The sequence below is a fragment of the Tranquillimonas alkanivorans genome, assembly GCF_900115595.1.
GTDB lineage: Bacteria > Pseudomonadota > Alphaproteobacteria > Rhodobacterales > Rhodobacteraceae > Tranquillimonas > Tranquillimonas alkanivorans.
The window spans coordinates 1-18,634 of record NZ_FOXA01000047.1 but is presented as its reverse complement, the minus strand read 5'-3'; the positions used below and the strand labels follow the sequence as shown (position 1 = coordinate 18,634).

At 65.0% G+C, this 18,634-nt stretch carries 15 protein-coding genes and 1 tRNA gene; 15 read left to right on the top strand and 1 reads right to left on the bottom strand.

Going from position 1 to position 18,634, the window contains the following annotated elements:
• The coding region (locus tag BM162_RS21300) for an EF-Tu C-terminal domain-related protein (RefSeq protein ID WP_245759275.1) at positions 1-472 on the top strand (472 nt) is incomplete at its 5' end.
• 134 nt (positions 473-606) lie between these two features.
• Here BM162_RS21300 and BM162_RS21295 read toward each other — a convergent pair.
• Positions 607-1,101, bottom strand: a complete 495-nt coding sequence (locus BM162_RS21295; protein WP_177215326.1) for a ferritin-like domain-containing protein — start codon at positions 1,099-1,101, stop codon at positions 607-609.
• Between the two features lie 135 nt (positions 1,102-1,236).
• Here BM162_RS21295 and BM162_RS21290 point away from each other — a divergent pair.
• From BM162_RS21290 to BM162_RS21225, 14 genes are all read left to right on the top strand, one after another.
• Positions 1,237-1,312, top strand: a tRNA-Trp gene (locus BM162_RS21290).
• 111 nt (positions 1,313-1,423) lie between these two features.
• The gene (gene secE / locus BM162_RS21285) at positions 1,424-1,624 is read left to right on the top strand and encodes a preprotein translocase subunit SecE (protein WP_093425780.1); all 201 of its coding nucleotides are present in this window, start codon (positions 1,424-1,426) and stop codon (positions 1,622-1,624) included.
• Between the two features lie 179 nt (positions 1,625-1,803).
• Entirely contained in the window at positions 1,804-2,337 is a 534-nt protein-coding gene (gene nusG, locus BM162_RS21280; protein ID WP_093425778.1) for a transcription termination/antitermination protein NusG, read from the top strand.
• A 103-nt stretch (positions 2,338-2,440) separates the two neighbouring features.
• Positions 2,441-2,890 carry a 50S ribosomal protein L11 gene (gene rplK, locus BM162_RS21275; RefSeq protein WP_093425776.1) on the top strand — a complete coding sequence of 150 codons (450 nt, stop codon included), beginning with the start codon at positions 2,441-2,443 and terminating at the stop codon, positions 2,888-2,890.
• Complete coding sequence (rplA, locus tag BM162_RS21270) at positions 2,890-3,591, top strand: 50S ribosomal protein L1 (protein ID WP_093425774.1); 702 nt, start codon at positions 2,890-2,892, stop codon at positions 3,589-3,591. Before rplK ends, rplA begins: the two co-directional genes overlap by 1 nt.
• A 245-nt stretch (positions 3,592-3,836) precedes the next feature.
• Complete coding sequence (gene rplJ, locus BM162_RS21265) at positions 3,837-4,355, top strand: 50S ribosomal protein L10 (RefSeq protein ID WP_093425772.1); 519 nt, start codon at positions 3,837-3,839, stop codon at positions 4,353-4,355.
• Positions 4,356-4,413: 58 nt separating this feature from the next.
• Positions 4,414-4,794, top strand: coding sequence for a 50S ribosomal protein L7/L12 (rplL, locus tag BM162_RS21260; RefSeq protein ID WP_093425770.1), 381 nt, complete (start codon positions 4,414-4,416; stop codon positions 4,792-4,794).
• Between the two features lie 241 nt (positions 4,795-5,035).
• The gene (gene rpoB / locus BM162_RS21255; protein WP_093425768.1) at positions 5,036-9,172 is read left to right on the top strand and encodes a DNA-directed RNA polymerase subunit beta; all 4,137 of its coding nucleotides are present in this window, start codon (positions 5,036-5,038) and stop codon (positions 9,170-9,172) included.
• 80 nt (positions 9,173-9,252) lie between these two features.
• Positions 9,253-13,494 carry a DNA-directed RNA polymerase subunit beta' gene (rpoC, locus tag BM162_RS21250; RefSeq protein ID WP_093425766.1) on the top strand — a complete coding sequence of 1,414 codons (4,242 nt, stop codon included), beginning with the start codon at positions 9,253-9,255 and terminating at the stop codon, positions 13,492-13,494.
• A gap of 152 nt (positions 13,495-13,646) precedes the next feature.
• Positions 13,647-14,549: a DMT family transporter gene (locus BM162_RS21245; RefSeq protein ID WP_093425764.1), complete on the top strand. Its 903-nt coding sequence runs from the start codon at positions 13,647-13,649 to the stop codon at positions 14,547-14,549.
• Positions 14,550-14,863: 314 nt separating this feature from the next.
• Entirely contained in the window at positions 14,864-15,235 is a 372-nt protein-coding gene (gene rpsL / locus BM162_RS21240; protein ID WP_093425762.1) for a 30S ribosomal protein S12, read from the top strand.
• 14 nt (positions 15,236-15,249) lie between these two features.
• Entirely contained in the window at positions 15,250-15,720 is a 471-nt protein-coding gene (rpsG, locus tag BM162_RS21235) for a 30S ribosomal protein S7 (protein ID WP_093425760.1), read from the top strand.
• Positions 15,721-15,747: 27 nt separating this feature from the next.
• Positions 15,748-17,889, top strand: coding sequence for an elongation factor G (gene fusA, locus BM162_RS21230; RefSeq protein ID WP_093425758.1), 2,142 nt, complete (start codon positions 15,748-15,750; stop codon positions 17,887-17,889).
• 89 nt (positions 17,890-17,978) lie between these two features.
• Positions 17,979-18,634: GTP-binding protein (locus tag BM162_RS21225; RefSeq protein WP_143096277.1), on the top strand; the 656-nt coding region annotated here is incomplete at its 3' end.

The window sequence follows — 18,634 nt, the reverse complement described above, 5'->3', positions numbered from 1 at the left end:
CGTGGGCGACGAGATCGAGATCGTCGGCATCCGCGACACCAAGAAGACGACCTGCACGGGCGTCGAGATGTTCCGCAAGCTGCTCGACCGCGGTGAAGCCGGCGACAACATCGGCGCGCTGCTGCGCGGCGTCGACCGTGACGGCGTCGAGCGGGGCCAGGTGCTCTGCAAGCCGGGCTCGGTGACCCCGCATACCAAGTTCGAGGCCGAGGCGTACATCCTGACCAAGGAAGAGGGGGGCCGTCACACGCCGTTCTTCGCCAACTACCGCCCGCAGTTCTACTTCCGCACGACGGACGTGACCGGGACGGTGACGCTGGCCGAGGGCACCGAGATGGTGATGCCGGGCGACAACGTGTCGTTCTCGGTCGAGCTGATCGCCCCGATCGCGATGGAAGAAAAGCTGCGCTTCGCCATCCGCGAAGGCGGCCGAACCGTCGGCGCCGGCGTCGTCTCGAAGATCATCGAGTGATCCCGAGCCAACGGCTTTGACTTCGGAGACGGGGCCCTCGGGCCCCGTTTTTTTTGCGCGGTTGGCGCTGGGGTTTGGTCCAGAACGAAAAGGCCCGGCTGCCGCCGGGCCTTTCTCGGATCATGAGGGGTGGTTCAGGCGGCGCGTTCGTTGACGCCCCCCTGGGCGATCTTGTTCATGCGAACGTCGCCCTCCTTCGTCTCTTCGAGGTTGGTCTTGAGCGCGTCCGCGTCGCTGTCGAGGCCCAGCCGGTTGGCAAAGGCCACGACCGTGCCATAGCCGGCGATGGCGTAGTGCACCATGCGCTGGTACTGCGAGATGATCATCGCGTCGCGCACGTCGTCGTCGCCGTAGTCTTCCTCCAACGCGTGAAGCTTGGCTTCCTTGACCAGCCCCTCCATGCCCTTGCAGTGCTCGCCGGTCGGGTCGACGCCGTGCTCGCCGCAGATGGTGGCGATCTTGTCCATGCCGTCCGCGATTCCGGTCGCGCCGTCCTTGAGCGCGCGGCCAAGCTCCTCGTCCTTGGCGGCCTCGCCCAGCTTCGTCGTGCATTCCAGCGACTGCCGGCAGGCGCTATAGAGGTCCTGCAGCTGGTCGATATAGACGTCCTTGAGGCTGTTCATCGCCATGGCGGTCTCCTTCGTCGTCTGCTGAATTTCGCTTAGCCGGACAACGACTGCGCTGACGTGATGTTCCGTGTGCGCCAAGGCCGAGATTGCCGCTTGACCCCCGCCCGCGCGTGCCGTACTCCCGCACCCGGCCTTAGGGGTATAGCTCAGTTGGTAGAGCATCGGTCTCCAAAACCGAGGGTCGTGGGTTCGAGTCCCTCTGCCCCTGCCAGGCCGCTTCCGGACAGCGCGCCAGTGCGCCCGGACACCGAGTTCTCGGCGCCGCTTGAAACTTCCGCCCGCGCCCCGTATCTGCGGCGGGCGACGACGAAGGATGCTTTGCATGGCCACCAAGACCAACCCGCTTCAGTTCATTCAGCAGGTACGCGCCGAGATCGCGAAAGTGGTCTGGCCGACCCGGCGCGAGGTGGCGTTGACGACCGTCATGGTCCTGATCATGGCCACGCTGACCGCGATCTTCTTCTTCATCGTCGACCTGATCATCCGCACGGGCCTGCAGGGACTGCTGGAGTTCTTCGGCTGAAGGCGCGCCGCGCCCCTTGATCTCGGGGCGCAAGGGGGATAAGCGGAACGCCACTTCCTCGAAAGGCGTGCTTCGATTCGTGCGGCACGCCGCTTTTCGTTGGGGAGAGCGGTCGCAACAGACTGACAATTGAGAGTTTTCCGGCCTCGTGCCGGTGGGATGCAAGGGCAGAGGCTGGCATGGCGAAACGGTGGTATTCGGTGAGCGTTCTCTCGAACTTCGAGAAGAAGGTTGCCGAGCAGATTCGTCAGGCGGTCAGCGACGCCAGCCTTGAGGAAGAGATCGGCGAGGTTCTGGTTCCCACCGAAGAGGTGATCGAGGTCCGCCGCGGCAAGAAGGTGACGACCGAGCGTCGCTTCATGCCGGGCTACGTGCTGGTGCACATGCAGATGTCGGATCAGGGCTATCACCTGATCAACTCGATCAACCGCGTCACCGGCTTCCTCGGTCCGCAGGGCAGGCCGATGCCGATGCGCGACGCCGAGGTGAACCAGATCCTCAACCGCGTCCAGGAGGGCGAAGAGCAGCCGCGCACGCTGATCTCGTTCGACGTGGGCGAGAAGGTGAGCGTCACCGACGGCCCGTTCGAAGGCTTCGAGGGCATGGTCGAGGACGTGGACGAGGACAACCAGCGCCTGAAGGTGACGGTGTCGATCTTCGGCCGTGCCACCCCGGTCGAACTGGAATACACGCAGGTGTCGAAAGGCGCCTGAGTGTGAGACGTGGAAGGCGAGGCGGCCGCGGCCGCCGGACCGGACCACGGCAACGTAAGCCGGACGGGCGCGCCCGGACGGTGTTGAGCGAAGGAGAGGCCCGATGGCCAAGAAAAAAGTCGGCAGCATGAAGCTGCAGATCAAGGCGGGGCAGGCGAACCCGTCTCCGCCGGTTGGTCCTGCGCTGGGTCAGCGCGGCATCAACATCATGGAGTTCTGCAAGGCGTTTAACGCCAAGACGCAGGACATGGAGCAGGGCGCCCCGTGCCCGACCGTGATCACCTACTATCAGGACAAGTCCTTCACGATGGACATCAAGACGCCGCCGGCGTCTTACTACCTGAAGAAGGCGGCCGGTCTGAAGCCGGTGGGCAAGCGGAACCGCCCGAAGGGTGCCACCACCCCGGGTCGCGAGACGGTCGCCACCGTCACCGCCAAGCAGGTGCGCGAGATCGCCGAGGCCAAGATGAAGGACCTCAACGCGGCGGACGTCGAGAGCGCCATGAAGATCATTCTGGGCTCGGCGAAGTCCATGGGCATCGAGGTGAAGTGATGGCGAAGCTTGGTAAACGCACCCGCGCCGCCCGCGAAGCCTTCGCCGGCAAGGAAAACCTGTCGGTCGAGGACGCCGTCGCGCTGATCAAGTCGAACGCCAAGGCGAAGTTCGACGAGACCATCGAGATCGCGATGAACCTGGGCGTCGACCCGCGCCATGCCGACCAGATGGTCCGCGGCACGGTGAACCTGCCCAACGGCACCGGCAAGACCGTCCGGGTCGCCGTCTTCGCCCGTGGCGCGAAGGCCGACGAGGCGCAGGCCGCCGGGGCCGACATCGTGGGCGCCGAGGACCTGATGGAGCAGATCCAGGGCGGCAACATCAACTTCGATCGTTGCATTGCGACGCCCGACATGATGCCGGTCGTCGGCCGCTTGGGCAAAATCCTTGGCCCGCGCAACCTGATGCCGAACCCGAAGGTCGGCACGGTGACGATGGACGTGGCGGATGCCGTCAAGTCGGCGAAGGCCGGCCAGGTGCAGTTCAAGGCCGAGAAGGCCGGTGTCGTGCATGCCGGCGTCGGCAAGGCCTCGTTCGACGCGGACAAGCTGATCGAGAACGTGCGCGCCTTCGTGGACGCCGTTTCGAAGGCGAAGCCGGCCGGCGCCAAGGGTGCCTATCTTCAGAAGGTCAGCCTGACCTCGACGATGGGCCCCGGCGTGAGCGTCGACATCACGTCCGCCACGGGCAACGCCTGAGGCACATTAGATTTGCCGTCCCCGGGCGGCGAATGGCGGGGCCGCGAGGCCCCGTCCTGTCCGAGACGGAGGGTTGAGGCGCAAGCCCCTGTAATTCCTTCCCGAGATGGGGAACGAGACAAGAAATCGAAGGCCGCGGCCTTCGGGCGATCTTGACCTCGGGACCCTGAAACGGACCCGAACGCCGGGCTTGCCCGGCAAACGAGAGCCGGAGGGGCATGCCCCTCCAAACTTGGAGTGAAACTGTGGATAGAGCTCAGAAAGAGAAAGTGGTCGAGGAACTCGGCCAGATCTTCGAAAGCTCTGGCGTCGTGGTGGTTGCCCACTACACGGGTCTCACGGTTGCCGAGATGCAGGACCTCCGCGCACGCATGCGTGACGCGGGTGGCTCCGTTCGCGTTGCCAAGAACAGGCTCGCCAAGATCGCCCTCGAGGGCCGGCCGCAAGCACAGATGGCCGACTATCTCACGGGCATGACCGTTCTTTCCTATTCCGAGGACCCCGTGGCGGCAGCCAAGGTCGCGGAAGGGTTCGCCAAGGACAACTCGAAGTTCGAGATTGTCGGCGGCGCCATGGGCGAGACGGTCCTGGACCGAGCCGGTGTCAAGGCCGTGTCCGAGATGCCTTCGCGCGAAGAGCTTCTGGCTCAGATCGCGGGCATGATCGGCGCACCCGCCAGCAACATCGCCGGTGCCATTGGCGCACCTGCTTCGAACATCGCGAGCATCCTTTCGACAATCGAAGAGCGCGCGGAAGCCGCTTGAGACCCCGCGTAGGGTTGAACGCCCGACGTTGGAACACATCTAAGAACGGAACAGAGATATGGCTGATCTGAAGAAACTTGCCGAAGAGATCGTGGGCCTGACGCTTCTCGAAGCCCAGGAACTCAAAACCATCCTGAAAGACGAGTACGGCATCGAGCCCGCCGCTGGTGGCGCGGTCATGATGGCCGGCCCCGCCGGTGACGCCGGTGGCGAAGCTGCCGAAGAGCAGACCGAGTTCGACGTGATCCTGAAGGCCGCTGGCGCCCAGAAGATCAACGTGATCAAGGAAGTTCGCGGCATCACCGGTCTTGGCCTGAAAGAAGCCAAGGAGCTCGTCGAAGCTGGCGGCAAAGCCGTCAAGGAAGGCGTCTCCAAGGAAGAGGCCGAGGAGATCAAAGGCAAGCTCGAGGCGGCTGGCGCCGAAGTCGAGCTCAAGTGATTGGACGCGGGCTTCGGCCCGCGGCTAATAACGGCGGCTGGCACCGAACGCGATTCGGTGCCAGCCTTCCGCGTCTTGGCGAACCCCTTCGCGAAGGGGTTTCCCAGGGCGCGGTTCCGGATCGGGCGGCGGCCGGTGGGAAGGTCGCCAGGTATGGACCCGGAACCCCCTGTTTCGAGAGCGCGCCGCCGTGGCCCCGGCGGATCGGCACGCTTGCGAACGATGAAAGGTGATCAGGCGCATGGCTTCGACCTATCTCGGCCAGAAACGACTCCGCAAATACTACGGCAAAATCCGCGAAGTGCTGGAAATGCCGAATCTCATCGAGGTTCAGAAGTCCTCCTACGACCTCTTCCTGAACTCCGGTGACCAGCCCGACCCGCAGGACGGCGAAGGCATCAAGGGCGTGTTCCAGTCCGTCTTCCCGATCAAGGACTTCAACGAGACGGCCGTCCTCGAGTTCGTGAAGTACGAACTCGAAAAACCCAAGTACGACGTGGAGGAATGCCAGCAGCGCGACATGACCTACAGCGCGCCGCTGAAGGTCACCCTGCGTCTCATCGTGTTCGACGTCGACGAGGACACCGGCGCCAAGTCCGTGAAGGACATCAAGGAGCAGGACGTGTTCATGGGCGACATGCCGCTCATGACCCCGAATGGCACCTTTATCGTCAACGGCACCGAGCGCGTCATCGTTTCCCAGATGCACCGTTCGCCGGGCGTGTTCTTCGACCACGACAAGGGCAAGACCCACTCGTCGGGCAAGCTGCTGTTCGCCTGCCGCATCATCCCGTACCGGGGCTCCTGGCTCGACTTCGAGTTCGACGCCAAGGACATCGTCTATTCCCGCATCGACCGTCGCCGGAAGCTGCCGGTGACGACGCTGCTTTATGCGCTGGGGCTCGACCAGGAATCCATCATGGATGCCTACTATGACACGGTCGACTACAAGCTCGAGCGGAACAAGGGCTGGGTCACCAGGTTCTTCCCCGACCGCGTCCGCGGCACGCGCCCGGGCTTCGACCTGGTCGACGCCGATACCGGCGAGGTCATCGCCAAGGCCGGCGAGAAGGTTACCCCGCGCACCGTCAAGAAGCTGAAGGACGAGGGCTCGGTCACGCATCTGCTGGTACCGTTCGACCAGATCGTCGGCCGCTACGTCGCGCGCGACATCATCGACGAAGAGACCGGGGCGATCTTCGTCGAGGCCGGCGACGAGCTGACCTGGGAGACCGACAAGGACGGCGAAGTCACCGGCGGCACGCTCAAGGAGCTGATGGACGCCGGTATCACCGACGTTCCGGTCCTGGACATCGATAACGTCACCGTCGGGCCGTACATGCGCAACACGATGGCGATGGACAAGAACATGGACCGCGACAGCGCGCTCATGGACATCTATCGCGTCATGCGCCCGGGCGAGCCGCCCACCGTCGAGGCCGCGTCGGCCCTGTTCGACACGCTGTTCTTCGACGCCGAGCGCTACGACCTGTCGGCCGTGGGCCGCGTGAAGATGAACATGCGCCTCAACCTCGACGCCGAGGACACGCAGCGCACCCTGCGCCGCGAGGACATCGTCGCCTGCATCAAGGCGCTGGTCGAACTGCGTGACGGCCGGGGCGAGATCGACGACATCGACCACCTGGGCAACCGCCGGGTGCGCTCGGTCGGCGAGCTGATGGAGAACCAGTACCGCGTCGGCCTTCTGCGGATGGAGCGCGCGATCAAGGAGCGCATGTCGTCGGTCGAGATCGACACGGTCATGCCGCAGGACCTGATCAACGCGAAGCCCGCGGCGGCCGCGGTGCGCGAATTTTTCGGCTCGTCGCAGCTGTCGCAGTTCATGGACCAGACCAACCCGCTGTCGGAAGTGACGCACAAGCGTCGTCTCTCGGCGCTCGGGCCCGGCGGTCTGACGCGTGAGCGTGCCGGCTTCGAGGTGCGCGACGTTCACCCGACCCACTATGGCCGGATGTGCCCGATCGAGACGCCGGAAGGGCCGAACATCGGCCTGATCAACTCGCTGGCGACCTTCGCGCGCGTGAACAAGTACGGCTTCATCGAGACGCCGTACCGCGTGGTGAAGGAAGGACAGGTGACCGACGAGGTTCACTACATGTCCGCCACCGAAGAGATGCGCCACACGGTCGCCCAGGCGAACGCGAACCTCGACGAGAACAACCGGTTCATCAACGACCTCGTGAACACCCGCCAGTCGGGTGAATACACGCTGGCGCCGAACGAGTCGGTCGACCTCATCGACGTGTCGCCCAAGCAGCTGGTGTCTGTCGCCGCTTCGCTGATCCCGTTCCTTGAGAACGACGACGCGAACCGGGCGCTGATGGGCTCGAACATGCAGCGTCAGGCCGTCCCGCTTCTCCAGGCCGAGGCGCCGCTCGTCGGCACCGGCATCGAGGGCAAGGTGGCGCAGGACTCGGGCGCCGCGATCATGGCGCGCCGCGCGGGCGTGATCGACCAGGTGGACGCCACCCGGATCGTCGTGCGCGCAACCGAGGATCTGGAGCCGGGCGATCCCGGCGTCGACATCTATCGCCTGCGCAAGTTCCAGCGGTCGAACCAGAACACCTGCATCAACCAGCGTCCGCTGGTGAAGGTGGGCGACACCGTGGGCAAGAACGAAGTCGTCGCCGACGGTCCCTCGACCGATATCGGTGAGCTCGCTCTCGGCAAGAACGTGGTCGTCGCGTTCATGCCGTGGAACGGCTACAACTACGAGGACTCGATCCTGATCTCGGAGCGCATCGTGCGCGACGACGTCTTCACCTCGATCCACATCGAGGAGTTCGAGGTCGCCGCCCGCGACACCAAGCTCGGGCCCGAGGAGATCACCCGCGACATCCCCAACGTCGGCGAGGAAGCCCTGCGCAACCTCGACGAGGCGGGGATCGTCTATATCGGGGCGGAAGTCGGCCCCGCCGACATCCTCGTGGGCAAGATCACGCCGAAGGGCGAAAGCCCGATGACGCCGGAGGAGAAACTGCTCCGCGCCATCTTCGGCGAAAAGGCCAGCGACGTGCGCGACACCTCGCTCCGGCTGCCGCCGGGCGACTACGGCACCGTCGTCGAGGTCCGCGTCTTCAATCGTCACGGCGTCGAGAAGGACGAGCGTGCGCTGCAGATCGAGCGTGAAGAGGTCGAGCGTCTGGCCCGTGACCGGGACGACGAGCTCCACATCCTCGAGCGCAACATCTATCAGCGTCTGAAGGCCATGATCCTCGGCAAGACCGCGGTGAAGGGTCCGAAGGGCGTCAAGGCCGGCACCGAGATCACCGAGGAGCTGCTGGACACGCTGAGCCGCGGCCAGTGGTGGCAGCTCGCCCTCGGCGAAGAGGAAGAGGCCGCCCAGGTCGAGGCGCTGAACGCGCAGTTCGAGGCGCAGAAGCGCGCGCTCGAGCACCGCTTCGAGGACAAGGTCGAGAAGGTGCGCCGGGGCGACGACCTGCCGCCGGGCGTCATGAAGATGGTCAAGGTCTTCGTCGCGGTGAAGCGCAAGCTGCAGCCGGGCGACAAGATGGCCGGCCGTCACGGCAACAAGGGCGTGATCTCGAAGGTGGTCCCGATGGAGGACATGCCGTTCCTCGAGGACGGCACGCCGGTCGACTTCGTTCTCAACCCGCTGGGCGTGCCGTCGCGGATGAACGTCGGCCAGATCCTCGAGACGCACATGGGCTGGGCCGCGCGCGGTCTGGGCCTGCACATCGACGAGGCTCTGCAGGACTATCGCCGCTCGGGCGACCTGACGCCGGTGAAGGAGGCGATGCGCCTGGCTTATGGCGACGATGTCTACGAAGAGGGCATCGAAGGCATGGACGACGCACGCCTGGTCGAGGCGGCGGGCAACGTCGTGCGCGGCGTTCCGATCGCAACGCCGGTCTTCGACGGGGCGAAGGAGCCCGACGTGAACGACGCGCTCAGGCGTGCCGGTTTCAACGAGTCGGGCCAGTCGCGCCTGTTCGATGGCCGCACGGGTGAGCCGTTCAGCCGTCCGGTGACCGTGGGCATCAAATACCTGCTGAAACTGCACCACCTGGTGGACGACAAGATCCACGCGCGCTCGACCGGCCCCTACAGCCTGGTCACGCAGCAGCCCCTGGGCGGCAAGGCGCAGTTCGGCGGTCAGCGCTTCGGCGAGATGGAGGTCTGGGCGCTGGAAGCGTACGGCGCAGCCTACACCCTGCAGGAGATGCTGACGGTCAAGTCGGACGACGTGGCCGGCCGGACCAAGGTCTACGAGAGCATCGTGAAGGGCGAGGACAATTTCGAAGCGGGCGTTCCCGAGAGCTTCAACGTGCTCGTGAAGGAAGTCCGCGGCCTCGGCCTCAACATGGAACTCCTGGACGCGGAGGAGGACGAATAAGGCGCACGGATCGTCGACATCCGGGCCCGGTCCAGACGGACCGGGCCGCCTTCCTCCCCGCCTTCTTCAAGGATTGAGACATGAACCAGGAACTGACCCAGAACCCGTTCAACCCGCTGGCGTCGCAGAAGACCTTCGACGAGATCAAGGTCTCTCTGGCGAGCCCGGAGCGGATCCTCTCGTGGTCCTTCGGCGAGATCAAGAAGCCGGAAACCATCAACTACCGCACGTTCAAGCCCGAGCGGGACGGCCTGTTCTGCGCGCGCATTTTCGGTCCGATCAAGGACTACGAGTGCCTGTGCGGCAAATACAAGCGCATGAAGTATCGCGGCGTCGTCTGCGAGAAGTGCGGCGTCGAGGTGACGCTTCAGAAGGTCCGGCGCGAGCGCATGGGCCACATCGAGCTGGCCGCGCCCGTCGCGCACATCTGGTTCCTCAAGTCGCTGCCCTCCCGCATCGGCCTGATGCTGGACATGACGCTCCGCGACCTCGAGCGCGTGCTCTACTTCGAGAACTACGTCGTCATCGAGCCGGGTCTGACGGACCTGTCCTACGGCCAGATGATGACCGAGGAAGAATACCTCGACGCGCAGGACCAGTACGGTGCCGACGCCTTCACCGCCAATATCGGTGCGGAAGCCGTGCGCGAGATGCTGGCGATGATCGACCTCGAAGCCGAGGCCGAGCGCCTTCGTGAGGAGCTGAAGGAAGCCACCGGCGAGCTGAAGCCCAAGAAGATCATCAAGCGGCTCAAGATCGTCGAGTCGTTCCTCGAGTCGGGCAACCGGCCCGAGTGGATGATCATGACCGTGATCCCGGTCATTCCGCCGGAACTGCGCCCGCTGGTCCCGCTGGACGGCGGCCGCTTCGCGACGTCGGACCTCAACGACCTTTATCGCCGGGTGATCAACCGGAACAACCGCCTCAAGCGGCTGATCGAGCTGCGCGCGCCGGACATCATCGTCCGGAACGAAAAGCGGATGCTTCAGGAGTCGGTCGACGCGCTGTTCGACAACGGCCGCCGCGGCCGCGTCATCACCGGCGCCAACAAGCGCCCGCTGAAGTCGCTGTCCGATATGCTCAAGGGCAAGCAGGGCCGGTTCCGTCAGAACCTTCTGGGTAAGCGGGTCGACTTTTCGGGCCGCTCGGTCATCGTGACCGGTCCGGAACTGAAGCTGCACCAGTGCGGCCTGCCGAAGAAGATGGCGCTCGAGCTGTTCAAGCCGTTCATCTACTCGCGGCTGGAAGCGAAGGGCCTGTCCTCGACCGTGAAGCAGGCCAAGAAGCTGGTCGAGAAGGAGCGTCCCGAGGTCTGGGACATCCTCGACGAGGTGATCCGCGAGCACCCGGTCATGCTGAACCGGGCGCCGACGCTGCACCGCCTGGGCATCCAGGCGTTCGAGCCGGTGCTGATCGAGGGCAAGGCGATCCAGCTTCACCCGCTGGTCTGTTCGGCCTTCAACGCCGACTTCGACGGCGACCAGATGGCCGTGCACGTGCCGCTGAGCCTTGAGGCGCAGCTTGAAGCGCGCGTCCTGATGATGTCGACCAACAACGTGCTGTCGCCCGCCAACGGCGCGCCCATCATCGTGCCGTCGCAGGACATGATCCTCGGCCTCTACTACATCACGATGGAGCGTGAGGGCATGAAGGGCGAGGGCATGATGTTCTCGGACGTGGACGAGGTGCAGCACGCCCTCGACGCGGGCGAGGTGCACATGCACGCCCGGATCACCGCGCGCCTCAAGCAGATCGACGACGAAGGCCAGGAGGTCATCCGCCGGTACGAGACGACGCCGGGCCGCGTGCGGCTGGGCGCTCTGCTTCCGCTCAACGCCAAGGCTCCGTTCGAGTTGGTGAACCGTCTTCTGCGGAAGAAAGAGGTCCAGCAGGTCATCGACACCGTCTACCGCTATTGCGGGCAGAAGGAGTCGGTCATCTTCTGCGACCAGATCATGACGATGGGCTTCCGCGAAGCCTTCCGCGCCGGCATCAGCTTCGGCAAGGACGACATGGTCATCCCCGAGCAGAAGTGGGGAATCGTCGAAGAGACCCGCGAGCAGGTGAAGGACTTCGAGCAGCAGTACATGGACGGCCTGATCACTCAGGGCGAAAAGTACAACAAGGTGGTCGATGCCTGGTCGAAGTGTAACGACAAGGTCACCGAGGCGATGATGTCCAACATCTCGAACCCGGGCAAGGACCAGAACGGTGCCGAGAACGAGCCGAACTCGGTCTACATGATGGCCCACTCGGGCGCCCGGGGCTCGGTCACGCAGATGAAGCAGCTGGGCGGCATGCGGGGCCTCATGGCCAAGCCGTCGGGCGAGATCATCGAGACGCCGATCATCTCGAACTTCAAGGAAGGCCTGACCGTGCTGGAGTACTTCAACTCCACCCACGGCGCGCGGAAGGGTCTGTCGGACACCGCTCTGAAGACGGCGAACTCGGGCTACCTTACCCGCCGCCTGGTGGACGTGGCGCAGGACTGCATCGTGCGCGAGCATGACTGCGGCACCGAGGCCGCGATCAGCATGGAAGCGGCCGTCAACGACGGCGAGGTGGTCGCGAGCCTGGGCGAGCGTGCGCTGGGTCGCGTCGCGGCCGAGGACATCGTCACGCCCGGCGGCGACGAGGTGATCGTGGCGAAGGACGAGATCATCGACGAGCGCAAGGCCGACGCCATCGAGCAGGCCGCACTGCAGACGATCCGCATCCGCAGCCCGCTGACCTGCGAGGCCGAGGAAGGCGTCTGCGCCATGTGCTACGGCCGTGACCTTGCGCGCGGCACGCTCGTCAACATCGGCGAGGCGGTAGGCATCATCGCCGCCCAGTCGATCGGCGAGCCGGGCACGCAGCTGACCATGCGGACCTTCCACATCGGCGGCGTCGCCCAGGGTGGCCAGCAGTCGTTCCAGGAAGCCGGACAGGAAGGCCGCGCGGAGTTCCGCAACGCCAACCTGCTCGAGAACGCGGCGGGAGAGAAGATCGTCGTGGGCCGTAACATGCAGCTCGCCATCATGGACGAGAACGGCGTGGAGCGGGCAAGCTTCAAGCTGGGCTACGGCACCAAGGTCTTCGTGGAAGAGGGGGCCGAGATCGGCCGCGGCGACAAGCTGTTCGAGTGGGACCCCTACACCCTGCCGATCATCGCCGAGAAGGCGGGTACCGCGCGCTTCGTCGACCTTATCTCGGGCATTTCCGTCCGGGACGAGACCGACGACGCCACCGGCATGACCCAGAAGATCGTGTCGGACTGGCGAGCGGCGCCCAAGGGCAACGAACTCAAGCCCGAGATCATCATCGTGGGCGACGACGGCGAGCCCGTGCGCAACGAGCAGGGCAACCCGGTCACCTACCAGATGTCGGTGGACGCGATCCTGTCGGTCGAGGACGGCCAGCAGATCAAGGCCGGCGACGTGGTGGCGCGTATCCCGCGTGAAGGCGCGAAGACGAAGGACATCACCGGTGGTCTGCCGCGTGTGGCCGAACTTTTCGAGGCGCGTCGTCCGAAGGACCACGCGATCATCGCCGAGATCGACGGCTACGTGAAGTTCGGGCGGGACTACAAGAACAAGCGCCGGATCGCGATCGTGCCCGCCGACGAAAGCCTCGAGCCCGCCGAGTACATGGTGCCCAAGGGCAAGCACATCCCGGTGGCGGAAGGCGACTACGTCCAGAAGGGCGACTACATCATGGACGGCAACCCGGCGCCGCACGACATCCTGTCGATCATGGGTGTCGAGGCTCTGGCGGACTACATGATCGACGAGGTGCAGGAGGTCTATCGTCTGCAGGGCGTGAAGATCAACGACAAGCACATCGAGGTCATCGTGCGCCAGATGCTCCAGAAGTGGGAGATCCTCGACAGCGGCGAGACCACGCTGCTCAAGGGCGAGCACGTGGACAAGGCCGAGTTCGACGCGGCCAACCAGAAGGCCATCGACAAGGGCGGCCGTCCGGCTCAGGGCGAACCGATCCTTCTCGGCATCACCAAGGCGTCGCTGCAGACGCGGTCGTTCATCTCGGCGGCCTCGTTCCAGGAGACGACCCGCGTGCTGACCGAGGCGTCGGTGCAGGGCAAGCGCGACAAGCTTGTCGGCCTGAAGGAGAACGTCATCGTCGGCCGCCTGATCCCGGCGGGCACCGGCGGGGCGACCCAGAAGGTCCGCCGCATCGCGGCCGAGCGCGACCTGAAGGTGCTCAAGGCGGCGCAGGCCGAAGCCGAAGCCGCGGCGGCGCTCGCCGCCCCGGTCGAGGAGTTCGGCGGGGACGAATTCGACAGCGGGCTCGTCGAGACGCCGGAGAGCCGCGAGGAGTGATCCTCCTTCGGTACACGTGAAACAACGGGGCCCCGCCGGACAGTCGGCGGGGCCTTTTCGTTTGAGCCCGGCGTCGAGAAGCGGGATCCGGCAAGGCTTCGTTTGCGCTCACGGCGATGGCGCGCTGACGCGGCGCCTGCTATGGGCGGTTCATGGCGGCCCTGACACCAAACCTGCGCGGCGCGCTCCTGATGATGGGGAGCATGACCGGCTTCACCCTGAACGATGTCTGTATGAAGGCGTTGTCGGACGAGCTTCCGCTGTTTCAGGCGCTGTTCCTGCGCGGGCTTGGCACGACATTGTGCCTGGCGCTGCTGATGCGCTGGCAGGGCAGGGGCTTGCGGCTCGATCTGTCGCCTCGGGACCGCGGGCTGATCGTCTTGCGCTCGGTGGCCGAGGTGGTGGCCGCGTTCTTCTTCCTCACCGCGCTGTTCAACATGCCTATCGCGAACGCGACGGCGATCCTTCAGGCGATGCCGCTATCGGTGACGCTTGCCGGCGCGCTGTTTCTGGGCGAGGCGTTCGGCTGGCGGCGGATGGCCGCGATCCTGATCGGCTTCTGCGGTGTCCTTCTGATCGTGCGGCCGGGGGCGGAGGGGTTCAACGTCTATTCCCTGTATGCCCTGGCCGCCGTCGCTGCCGTCACGGTGCGTGACCTCGCCGCGCGGCGCATGTCCGCGCATGTCCCGTCGCTGGTGGTGGCGCTCGCGGCGTCGGCGCTGGTGACCGCAAGCTTCGGGATCGGGTCGGCCTTCGTCGAGTGGGGCACGCTCACCGCGAAGAACGGGGCACAGCTTCTCGGCGCCATGGGCTTCGTGTTCTTCGGCTACATTTTCAGCGTCGCGGCCATGCGCTCGGGCGAGATCGGGTTCGTTGCGCCCTTCCGCTACACCGGCCTGATCGTGGCGCTGGTCGCGGGGCTTGCAATCTTCGGCGAATGGCCGTCCACACTGACCCTTCTGGGCAGCGCAATCGTGGTGGCCACCGGCGTCTTTACCCTGTATCGGGACCGCGTGGCGCGACCGCCGAAACCGCTGGGGCTTCGGGTCAGGTAAAGCGAGCGTTACCGCGCAGGAGGGGTAGTGTTGACACCCCCCGCGACTCCCTCTATACGGCGCGCACTCAGGTAACCGGGCACGTGTGCCCGACTGACCTTTACAGAACCGAAGTGGTCATGATCCGGCCCCCGCAGGGCCCGATCCTCTGAGGACCCGCCGCGTGTTCCCCGGATGCGGGAACAATGCGGTTTTTGCGTTTTGCGGACGCGCAAGGCGCGTGAGACGAGATAACCGGGGACGCGCGCCCCACCCACCGTCCGCGACCGTGCGGGCCCGAAATTCAAGTGTTGCAACACGGGGATACGACCGGAATGCCAACGATCCAGCAGCTGATCCGCAAGCCGCGGCAGCCTAAAGTGAAACGCTCGAAGTCGCTGCACCTCGAGAGCTGCCCGCAGAAGCGCGGCGTCTGCACGCGTGTCTACACCACCACGCCGAAGAAGCCGAACTCGGCCATGCGTAAGGTCGCCAAGGTGCGCCTGACCAACGGCTACGAGGTCATCAGCTACATCCCCGGTGAAAGCCACAACCTTCAGGAGCACTCGGTGGTCCTGATCCGCGGCGGCCGGGTGAAAGACCTTCCTGGCGTCCGTTACCACATCCTGCGCGGCGTGCTCGACACGCAGGGCGTCAAGGATCGTAAACAGCGCCGCTCGAAGTACGGCGCGAAGCGTCCGAAGTAAGAGGATACAGACAGATGTCCCGCCGTCACGCTGCCGAGAAGCGCGAAATCCTGCCCGACGCCAAGTATGGCGACCGGGTGCTCACGAAGTTCATGAACAACCTGATGGTCGACGGTAAGAAGTCGGTCGCGGAGAAGATCGTCTACAACGCGTTCGATCGCGTCGAGGGCCGCCTCAAGAAGGCGCCCGTCGAGGTGTTCCACGAGGCGCTCGACAACATCAAGCCGTCGGTCGAGGTCCGCTCGCGCCGCGTCGGTGGTGCCACCTATCAGGTGCCCGTCGAAGTGCGCCCCGAGCGCCGCGAGGCCTTGGCGATCCGCTGGCTGATCGACGCCGCGAAGAAGCGCAACGAGAACACCATGGAAGAGCGTCTGGCCGGTGAGCTTTCGGACGCCGTTCAGGGGCGCGGCACCGCCGTCAAGAAGCGCGAAGACACCCACAAGATGGCCGACGCCAACAAGGCGTTCAGCCACTACCGCTGGTAATCGAACCCCAAGCCTGAGGATTCTCTCATGCCCCGCGACTATTCCCTCGGCCGGTACCGCAACTTCGGTATCATGGCCCACATCGACGCCGGTAAGACCACCTGCACCGAGCGCATCCTGTTCTACACCGGCAAGTCCCACAAGATCGGCGAAGTCCACGACGGCGCCGCGACCATGGACTGGATGGAGCAGGAGCAGGAGCGGGGCATCACCATCACCTCGGCTGCGACGACCACGTTCTGGTTCCGCACCGAGGACGGCGAGAACCCGACCGGCATCTACGGCGACACGCCGAAAGAGGCGTCGTTCCGCTTCAACATCATCGACACCCCGGGCCACGTCGACTTCACCATCGAAGTCGAGCGTTCGCTTGCCGTGCTCGACGGCGCGATCTGTGTTCTTGACGCCAACGCCGGTGTCGAGCCGCAGACCGAGACCGTCTGGCGCCAGGCCGACCGCTACAAGGTCCCGCGCATCGTGTTCGTCAACAAGATGGACAAGATCGGTGCGGACTTCTTCAACTGCGTCGAGATGATCAAGAACCGCACCGGTGCGATCCCGGCGCCGATCCAGCTGCCCATCGGGGCCGAAGACAAGCTGGAAGGCATCGTCGATCTCGTCACGATGAAGGAGTGGGTCTGGAAGGGCGAAGACCTCGGCGCGAGCTGGGTCGTCCAGGAGATCCGCGACGACATGAAGGATCAGGCGGAAGAGTACCGCTCGAACCTCGTCGAGCTCGCGGTCGAGCAGGACGACGAGGCGATGGAAAAGTACCTCGAGGGTGAAGAGCCCGATCTGCCGACGCTCCGCTCGCTGATCCGCAAGGGCACCCTGTCGATGGCGTTCGTTCCGGTCCTGGCCGGCTCGGCGTTCAAGAACAAGGGCGTCCAGCCGCTTCTGAACGCGGTCATCGACTACCTGCCCGGTCCGCTCGACGTGCCGCCTTACATGGGCTTCTCGCCGGATGACGAGACCGAGACCCGGAACATCGCGCGTCACGCCAACGACGACGAGCCGTTCTCGGGCCTGGCCTTCAAGATCATGAACGACCCGTTCGTGGGCTCGCTCACCTTCACCCGGATCTACTCCGGGACCATGAAGAAGGGCGACTCGGTCATGAACTCGACCAAGGGCAAGCGCGAGCGCATCGGCCGTATGATGATGATGCACTCGAACAACCGCGAGGAAATCGAAGAAGCCTTCGCGGGCGACATCATCGCGCTGGCCGGCCTGAAGGAAACGACCACGGGCGACACGCTCTGCGACTCGCAGAAGCAGGTCGTGCTGGAAACCATGACCTTCCCCGATCCGGTGATCGAGATCGCTGTCGAGCCGAAGACGAAGGCCGACCAGGAGAAGATGTCTGCCGGTCTCCAGCGCCTCGCCGCCGAGGACCCTTCGTTCCGCGTCGAGACCGACATCGAGTCGGGCCAGACCATCATGAAGGGGATGGGCGAACTCCACCTCGACATCCTGGTCGACCGCCTGAAGCGCGAGTTCAAGGTCGAGGCCAACATCGGCGCGCCGCAGGTGGCGTACCGTGAGACCATCGGAGTCGAGATCGAGCACACCTACACTCACAAGAAGCAGTCGGGTGGTTCGGGTCAGTTCGCCGAGGTCAAGCTGGTCGTCACCCCGACCGAGCCGGGCGAAGGCTACTCGTTCGAAAGCCGCATCGTCGGCGGTGCGGTGCCGAAAGAGTACATCCCGGGCGTCGAGAAGGGCATCCAGTCCGTCATGGACTCGGGCCCGCTGGCCGGCTTCCCGGTGATCGACTTCAAGGTCGCGCTGGTGGACGGCAAGTTCCACGACGTCGACTCGTCGGTCCTGGCGTTCGAGATCGCCTCGCGCATGGGCATGCGGGAAGCCATCCGCAAGGCCCAGCCGAAGCTGCTCGAGCCGATCATGAAGGTCGAGGTGGTGACGCCGGAAGAGTACACCGGCAACATCATCGGCGATCTGACGTCGCGCCGGGGTCAGGTCCAGGGGCAGGCGCCGCGGGGCAATGCGATCGTCATCGACGCGTTCGTTCCGCTGGCGAACATGTTCGGCTACATCAACAACCTGCGCTCGATGTCCTCGGGCCGCGCGCAGTTCACGATGCAGTTCGACCACTACGAGCCGGTTCCGCAGAACATCAGCGAAGAGATCCAGGCGAAGTACGCTTGAGGCATCGGTGCGCGCGACAGCGCGCACCCTACACCCACCCGTAGGGTGCGTCCCCGCACGCACCGCACCGACAAAGAAGGAGCCAAGCCATGGCGAAGGCAAAGTTCGAACGCACGAAACCGCACGTTAACATCGGGACCATCGGTCACGTCGACCACGGCAAGACGACGCTGACCGCGGCGATCACGAAGTACTTCGGTGACTTCCAGGCCTACGACCAGATCGACGGCGCGCCGGAAGAGAAGGCCCGCGGCATCACCATCTCGACCGCCCACGTCGAGTACGAGACCGAGGCGCGCCACTACGCCCACGTCGACTGCCCCGGCCACGCCGACTACGTGAAGAACATGATCACCGGTGCCGCCCAGATGGACGGCGCGATCCTGGTGGTGAACGCCGCCGACGGCCCGATGCCCCAGACGCGCGAGCACATCCTGCTGGCCCGCCAGGTCGGCGTTCCGGCGCTGGTCGTGTTCCTCAACAAGGTCGACCAGGTGGACGACCCGGAACTGCTCGAGCTGGTCGAGATGGAAGTGCGCGAGCTGCTGAGCTCGTACGACTTCCCGGGCGACGACATTCCGATCGTCGCGGGCTCGGCGCTCGCCGCGATGGAGGGCAACAACCCGGAGATCGGCGAAGAGAAGATCAAGGAGCTTCTGGCCGCCGTCGACGAGTACATCCCGACCCCGGACCGTCCGGTCGACCAGCCGTTCCTGATGCCGATCGAGGACGTGTTCTCGATCTC